Raw genomic sequence first — 6,033 nt, 5'->3', positions numbered from 1 at the left:
CAGCGCACGCGGGAGTGCTCTGTCAAGGATAATTTTTCGGGTTGGGTGATAGTATGGGATCCCTCCCCCTAAATCCCCCTCAGAGGAGGGGGATTTAGGGGGAGGGAGTGCATACTATCACACAACCCGAAAAATTATCCTTGACAGAGCACTACCGCGTGCGCTGGATCGTGTAGGCCGTCAGTCCCATGAGCGCGTCGCGAGCGGGCGACTCCGGAAACGACCCAGCCAGTTCGTAAGCCTCCTCGGCAAACGCATGCATACGATCTTGTGCATACGCAATGCCGCCGTGCTCACGGGCAAACTCCGCAATGGCCTTCATGTCCGCAGCCGATTTTTCGTCGGTGCGCACGCGTTTCATAACCCGTTTCTTATCGGATTTGGCGGCTTGCTGCAGCGCGTGGATGAGTGGCAGCGTCATCTTTTTTTCTTGCATGTCAATGCCTACCGGCTTTCCGGCATCCACCGCGCCAAAGTCGAACAGGTCGTCGCGGATCTGGAACGCGAGTCCGAGCTTTTCGCCGTAGGTGCGCATCCGGTCGACCATGTCGTCGTCATCGGTGGCGCTGAGGGCTCCGGCGGCAGTGCAGGCGGAGATGAGCGAGGCGGTCTTGTCGGAGATGATCCGGAAGTAGGTCTCTTCGTCGATGTCGAGGAAGCGCGCCTTCTCGATCTGCAGAAGCTCGCCCTCGCTCATGCGGCGCACCGCATCCGAGAGCGCGTGCAGCACCGTGTAGTCCTGATGGTCGAGCGAGAGCAAGAGGCCGCGGCTGAGCAGGAAGTCGCCCATGAGCACGGCGATTTTGTTCTTCCACAGCGCATTGATGGAGAACATGCCGCGACGCGTGTCGGCGTCGTCGACCACGTCGTCGTGCACGAGCGTGGCGGTGTGCAGCAGCTCCACAAGCGCAGCGGCGCGGTAGCTCATTTCGGTGACCTCGCCGCACACCTTAGCCGACAACAGCACCAGCAGCGGACGCACGCGCTTGCCTTTCTGCTTGAGCACGTACTGCGTGATCTTATCGAGCAGAAAGTGGTCGGCGCGCATGGCCTCCCGAAAGTACGGGCGGAACGCGTCGAGTTCCTCGGACACCGGGGCGCGAATTGCGTCGAGCGTCGTCGGTAGCGACCGCTCCGCAGACCGCTCATCAGCACGATTCGACGTAAAGACGGAGGCGTCTTCCATTTCGGTTTTCAGAAATCATTGAAAGGTTGGATTTCCGTTACGCCGTGTCCGCGCGAAAAGTTTACGTGCGGGCGCTGCCCCTTGGGTTGTGATGTGCCGTCTGCGTTACGTATGCAGCGCCTCCTGTCAAGGCTGCGCGAAATTAGAGGGGCGCGCAAAATGCTCCACGAAAAGAGCGGGCTGCCGTACCCCGCGCCGTCCGTGCGTGCTGCGCCTGTGTGCTGGAGCAATGGCGATGCTGCGTATCCCCCCAAACACAAAAAACCCCTGACGCGGCATAAAGCCTGTCAGGGGGTGGCCTGCCCGGGAGGATTCGAACCCCCGACCTGCGCATCCGTAGTGCGCCGCTCTGTCCATCTGAGCTACGGGCAGATTGGTATGCAGGGCCACGCTCGGCCCGTTGCGCACCCATACACGCACCCAAAAATGGAATGATCCGCCATTGCGCGTCCTCACAAACTGTTCAAGCAAGTCCGCTATGCAACGTCTGAATCAACGCCCAACGAAGCGGACTCGGTGAACGGCGTTAGGTGGAAGAAGTGATTCGTGGGGCCGTGGCCGCTGCCCAAGGGGAGCGCGTGCGCAATGGCGTTCGTCACATAGGATTTGGCATGGCGCACCGCCACCGGCAGCGTGCGCTGATGCGCCAGGTGCGCGGCAATGGCCGAGGCGTAGGTGCACCCGGTGCCGTGGGTGTGCGGCGTATCGATGCGCGGGGCACGCACCGCATGGAACGTGGACCCGTCGTAGAGCACGTCGAGCGCGTCGTCGGTGGCGGCAAGGTGGCCGCCTTTCACGAGCACCGCGTTAGGTCCCATCTTAAAGAGCGAGCGCGCGGCCTGACGCATGTCTGCTTCGGTGCGCACGGTGGTGTTAAGCAAGTGCCCCGCCTCGTGCAGGTTCGGAGTGATGACCGTAGCCAGCGGCAGCAGCCGATTGCGCAGCGTAGCCACGGCATCAGGATCGAGCAGTTCGTATCCGCTCTTCGAAATCATCACCGGATCGACCACAAGCGGATATCCGTCGCGCTGCTCCAGTTCGTTGGCCACACGCTCAATGATGTCAGCAGTTGCCAGCATGCCGGTTTTGATGGCCGCCACCGGAAAGTCGCTCAGCACCGCCTCCAACTGCGCCGAAATCAGGTCGAGCGCCACGGGCTGCGCATCGGTAACCGCTGTGGTGTTTTGCGCCGTAATCGCGGTAATCACGCTCGTGCCAAAGACGCCGTTGGCTTCCATCGACTTAAGGTCGGCTTGAATCCCGGCACCGCCCCCCGAGTCGCTGCCGGCAATGGTAAGCGCTACTGGTTTGTTAGACATAAAAACAAGTTAGTTTACAGGAGGATACGAAGGTTAATTTACTTGCGTGAAGCTGTCCGCCAGGCGTTGAGGTAAGCGGCTGCGGCGGTGCCCGGATCGTGCGCGTGAAGGATACCAGAGAGCACCGCTACCCCTCGCACCCCCGCCTGGTAGCACCCCGCCACCCGCTCGGGCGTGATCCCCCCCAGCGCCACCACGGGCAGACCCGCCTGTGCACAAAACCGGCGCAGCGCCGCCGTGCCCGTACCGGGGTGCCCCGGCTTGCTCGATGTGGGGAAGACCGGGCTGTACGTCACGTAATCTACTGCACGCCAGCGGGGCGCGGGGAGTTCAAGCAGGTGGTGCACCGAGTACCCGAGCGGATGCGGAACGGGCGCGGTTACCGCTTCAGGGCGTGGCCCGCGCCATCCGGTGTGGAGTCCAGCATTGAGCATGCGAGCCACCTCCAGGCGCGTGTTCACTGTGAACGTGACGCTCGGCTGCACCGCCTGCACGCGACAAACGAGCGCCTGGGCATCCTGCTGGAACCGCTCTGGCTCAGCCTCATGGTCGCGCAGATGTACCCACCGGATGCCCGCTTCGACAGCGGCCTGCACCGACGTGGCTACCGGCTGTGTGGCACACCCATTCGCAATGAGCGCGATGGGCGGCTCCGGAAGGACAAAGGACGAAAGCGATTGATTCACGATCCGACACGGCCCTGCTGCGGCGAGGAGGCTTTGGCGTAGCGGCGACGCGGAATGCGCCCCGCCCGGTAGGCCAGGCGCCCACCTTCGAGTCCGTGGCGGATAGCGCGGGCCATCTGCACGGGGTGCTTGGCCTCGGCAATAGCCGTGTTTAGCAGGATGCCGTCGTAGCCCAACTCCATCGCCTGCGCCGCGTCGCTGGCAGTGCCGATGCCTGCATCCACAATGAGCGGCGTGTCGGGCAGTTCTTCGCGGATGATGCGCAGGTTGTACGGGTTCACGATACCCATGCCGCTACCAATGGGCGCGCCAAGCGGCATCACCGCGGCACAGCCCAGATCGGCCAGCTTGCGGCAGGTGATGGGGTCGTCGTTGGCGTAGGCGAGCACCGTGAAGCCGTCGTCAACGAGCGTCTTAGCGGCCTTGAGAAGCTGTTCGACATCCGGCATCAGCATCTCGTCGTCGCCGATGACTTCGAGCTTGATGAGGTCGGTGTCGAGCGCCTCGCGGGCCAGGTTGGCCACGAGCACGGCCTCGCGGGCGGTGTAGCAGCCGGCCGTGTTCGGCAAGATGGTGTGGCCGCCCTTTCGCAGCAGATCGAGGTGGCTCTCGGGAGCCGGGTTCTCTACGTTTACGCGTCGGATGGCGACTGTCACCATGTCGGCGCCCGACGCGTCGATGGCGTCGAGCATGACCTGCGGATTGGGATATCCGCTGGAGCCGACCATGAGCCGCGAGGTTAAGGTGTAATGGCCGATCGTGAGCGCATCAGCGTCGGAGCTGGAATCGGTTGTGGATGGGGCAACGGCTTTCGCATCCGCCATAATAAAACGAGGGAAGCTTGGAAAAGGAGCGGTTGATGCAATGCATAGTGACAGTGCTCTACACGCCGTCGCATTGTCACTGGAGACACAGGAGCGTCTCCGTCGTGCACGTCCGACGGGGGACCGTCGGACGCAGAGCTCTATGGGTTCTGAAGGATGCGCCGGCTCAGCCGCCCTGGAGCGCCTGGATGACTTCGACCTCGTCGCCGGGCTGCACGGTGGTGGTGGCCCAGTCTTCGCGGCGGACAACTGTTTCGTTGATGGCCACGGCCACGCCCTGGGTGTCGGCGTTGATCTCCAGATCGTGCAGCAGATCCATGAGTGGGTGCGGCGGGTTGATGGGGCGCGGGTCGCCGTTGAGCTGGATGGTGGCTGCGGTGTCGGTACTCATGGGGCGGAGGGCGTTGTTGCGTGCATACGGGACGGCAAAAACGGCGCGACTAAATCGGAGGTTTCTCCATCCAGGAGCTGGCGCGCCATCTCTTGGGCGGTGACGGGCGTAAGCAGGATGCCGTGGCGGTAGTGGCCGGTAGCGCACCAGATGCCGGGATCGCCCGAGGGGCCCAGCAACGGCGCATGGTCGCGGCTGGCGGGACGCAGCCCGGCCCACGTGTCATCCACCGGCAGGTCGTAGATGCCAGGCACCACCTCCCACGCACCTTCGAGCAGGTCGTAGAGTCCGCCCGCGGTGACGGTGGTGTCGAAGCCGCGCTCCTCGCTGGTCGCGCCAATCACGAGGCGTCCGTTGCTCTTGGGCGCAAGGTAGGCGTCGGGTCCACGGATGACGTGCGATAGCTCGAAGGCCCCTTGCATGGTGCATTGCAGCATCTGCCCCTTCACCGGACGCACCGACGGCGTATGCTCGGGCGTCCATCCGTCCAGTTCGCGCGACCACACGCCAGCGGCCACGACCACAGCTTGCCCCGTCAGGATTTCGCCATTGGTCAGGCGGATGCCGGGCGTGTCTTCGTTGGGCAGGATCGCCTCAACCTCGGTACCTTCGTGCAAGGTGCCGCCTGCGTTCTGGAAGGCCACACGCAGCGCCTTCAGCAGCAGCCGGTTATCGACCTGATGATCCATGGGTGCGTGGATGGCGGCAGCGAGGCGCGGTGCCAGGAACGGTTCGATTTCGCGCGCTTCGGCGCCGGAGCACCACGTGACGTTGAGGCCGTGCTCGGTCTGAAAGTCGTACAGGCGGCGCAGTGCCTCTTCGCTGTCGGGATCGTCGGCCACGATGAGCGTGCCGTCATCGCGGTAGTCGACGGCCATGTCGGCATCCGCCTCCAGGTCGCGCACGAAGTCGGGCCAGCGGCTCAGGCTTTCGCGGCTCAGGCGGTAGAGCTCCAGTTCCTCGAAGCCGATTTCGGCATCGGGCGCCAGCATGCCCGCTGCCAGCCACGAGGTGCCCCGTCCGGCCCGATCGCGCTCAACGAGGGTGACGTCCGCTCCACGGCGTGCGAGGGTCCAGCCCAACGACAGTCCAATGGTGCCACCGCCAACGATGAGGTAGGGAGCGTCGGACATTGCAGAATGCGTGCGTGATGATCTCTATGTGGATCATTTGCACGCACAAGGCGGCGCGTAAGTTTGTGTTCTTTCGTTGTGATTGGGTTGATATGGATCGGAGTTACGCACTTGACCCGAAGGGCGTCATTTCCTGCCTGTGGACGGAGCGGAGCCCCTAAACGACGGCGTCACGAGGCAGAGCCTCGCGACGAGATGACATTCGTAAGCTGCAACTGCGTACGTCCTGTATGAGTCCTGCCTTCATCTCCAGTCATGCTGAACGTAGTGAAGCATCTCAGGTCACGCAGACAGAGCGCCTGCTTGGGGCATGCGTAATACCAAATCCGGTTGCAGCACTCCGATGAGGAGTTACGCACTTGACCCGAGGGGCGTCATTTCCTGCCTGTGGACGGGGCGGAGCCCCTAAACGACGGCGTCACGAGGCAGAGCCTCGCGACGAGATGACATTCGTGAGTTGCAACTGCGTACGTCCTGTATGAGTCCTGCCTTCA

At 63.2% G+C, this 6,033-nt stretch carries 6 protein-coding genes and 1 tRNA gene; all 7 read right to left on the bottom strand.

The features are described 5' to 3' along the window. Positions 1-151 precede the first annotated feature (151 nt). On the bottom strand, positions 152-1,186 hold the full coding sequence (locus R6U20_RS12165) for a polyprenyl synthetase family protein (RefSeq protein ID WP_410338122.1): 1,035 nt from the start codon (positions 1,184-1,186) through the stop codon (positions 152-154). Positions 1,187-1,481: 295 nt separating this feature from the next. Continuing rightward, positions 1,482-1,558 (bottom strand) — tRNA-Arg (locus R6U20_RS12160). Positions 1,559-1,662: 104 nt separating this feature from the next. Then, complete coding sequence (thiD, locus tag R6U20_RS12155) at positions 1,663-2,505, bottom strand: bifunctional hydroxymethylpyrimidine kinase/phosphomethylpyrimidine kinase (RefSeq protein WP_410338121.1); 843 nt, start codon at positions 2,503-2,505, stop codon at positions 1,663-1,665. Between the two features lie 38 nt (positions 2,506-2,543). Continuing rightward, positions 2,544-3,191 carry a thiamine phosphate synthase gene (locus tag R6U20_RS12150; RefSeq protein WP_410338120.1) on the bottom strand — a complete coding sequence of 216 codons (648 nt, stop codon included), beginning with the start codon at positions 3,189-3,191 and terminating at the stop codon, positions 2,544-2,546. Continuing rightward, positions 3,188-4,015, bottom strand: coding sequence for a thiazole synthase (locus R6U20_RS12145; protein WP_410338119.1), 828 nt, complete (start codon positions 4,013-4,015; stop codon positions 3,188-3,190). The genes R6U20_RS12150 and R6U20_RS12145 overlap by 4 nt, the downstream gene beginning before the upstream one ends. Before the next feature lie 166 nt (positions 4,016-4,181). Continuing rightward, positions 4,182-4,406, bottom strand: coding sequence for a sulfur carrier protein ThiS (gene thiS / locus R6U20_RS12140; protein ID WP_410338118.1), 225 nt, complete (start codon positions 4,404-4,406; stop codon positions 4,182-4,184). Continuing rightward, positions 4,403-5,539, bottom strand: coding sequence for a glycine oxidase ThiO (gene thiO / locus R6U20_RS12135; RefSeq protein ID WP_410338117.1), 1,137 nt, complete (start codon positions 5,537-5,539; stop codon positions 4,403-4,405). Before thiO ends, thiS begins: the two co-directional genes overlap by 4 nt. Between the last annotated feature and the right edge of the window lie 494 nt (positions 5,540-6,033).

It is taken from the genome of Longimonas sp., assembly GCF_046498435.1.
Taxonomy (GTDB): Bacteria; Bacteroidota; Rhodothermia; order Rhodothermales; family Salinibacteraceae; genus Longimonas.
This window is presented reverse-complemented; position numbering and strand designations above follow the sequence as displayed.

Coding starts and splice junctions, on each gene's coding strand:
- R6U20_RS12165 (WP_410338122.1), bottom strand. CDS start 1,186: ATGGAAGACGCCTCCGTCTTTACGTCGAATCGTGCTGATGAGCGGTCT.
- thiD (WP_410338121.1), bottom strand. CDS start 2,505: ATGTCTAACAAACCAGTAGCGCTTACCATTGCCGGCAGCGACTCGGGG.
- R6U20_RS12145 (WP_410338119.1), bottom strand. CDS start 4,015: ATGGCGGATGCGAAAGCCGTTGCCCCATCCACAACCGATTCCAGCTCC.
- thiS (WP_410338118.1), bottom strand. CDS start 4,406: ATGAGTACCGACACCGCAGCCACCATCCAGCTCAACGGCGACCCGCGC.
- thiO (WP_410338117.1), bottom strand. CDS start 5,539: ATGTCCGACGCTCCCTACCTCATCGTTGGCGGTGGCACCATTGGACTG.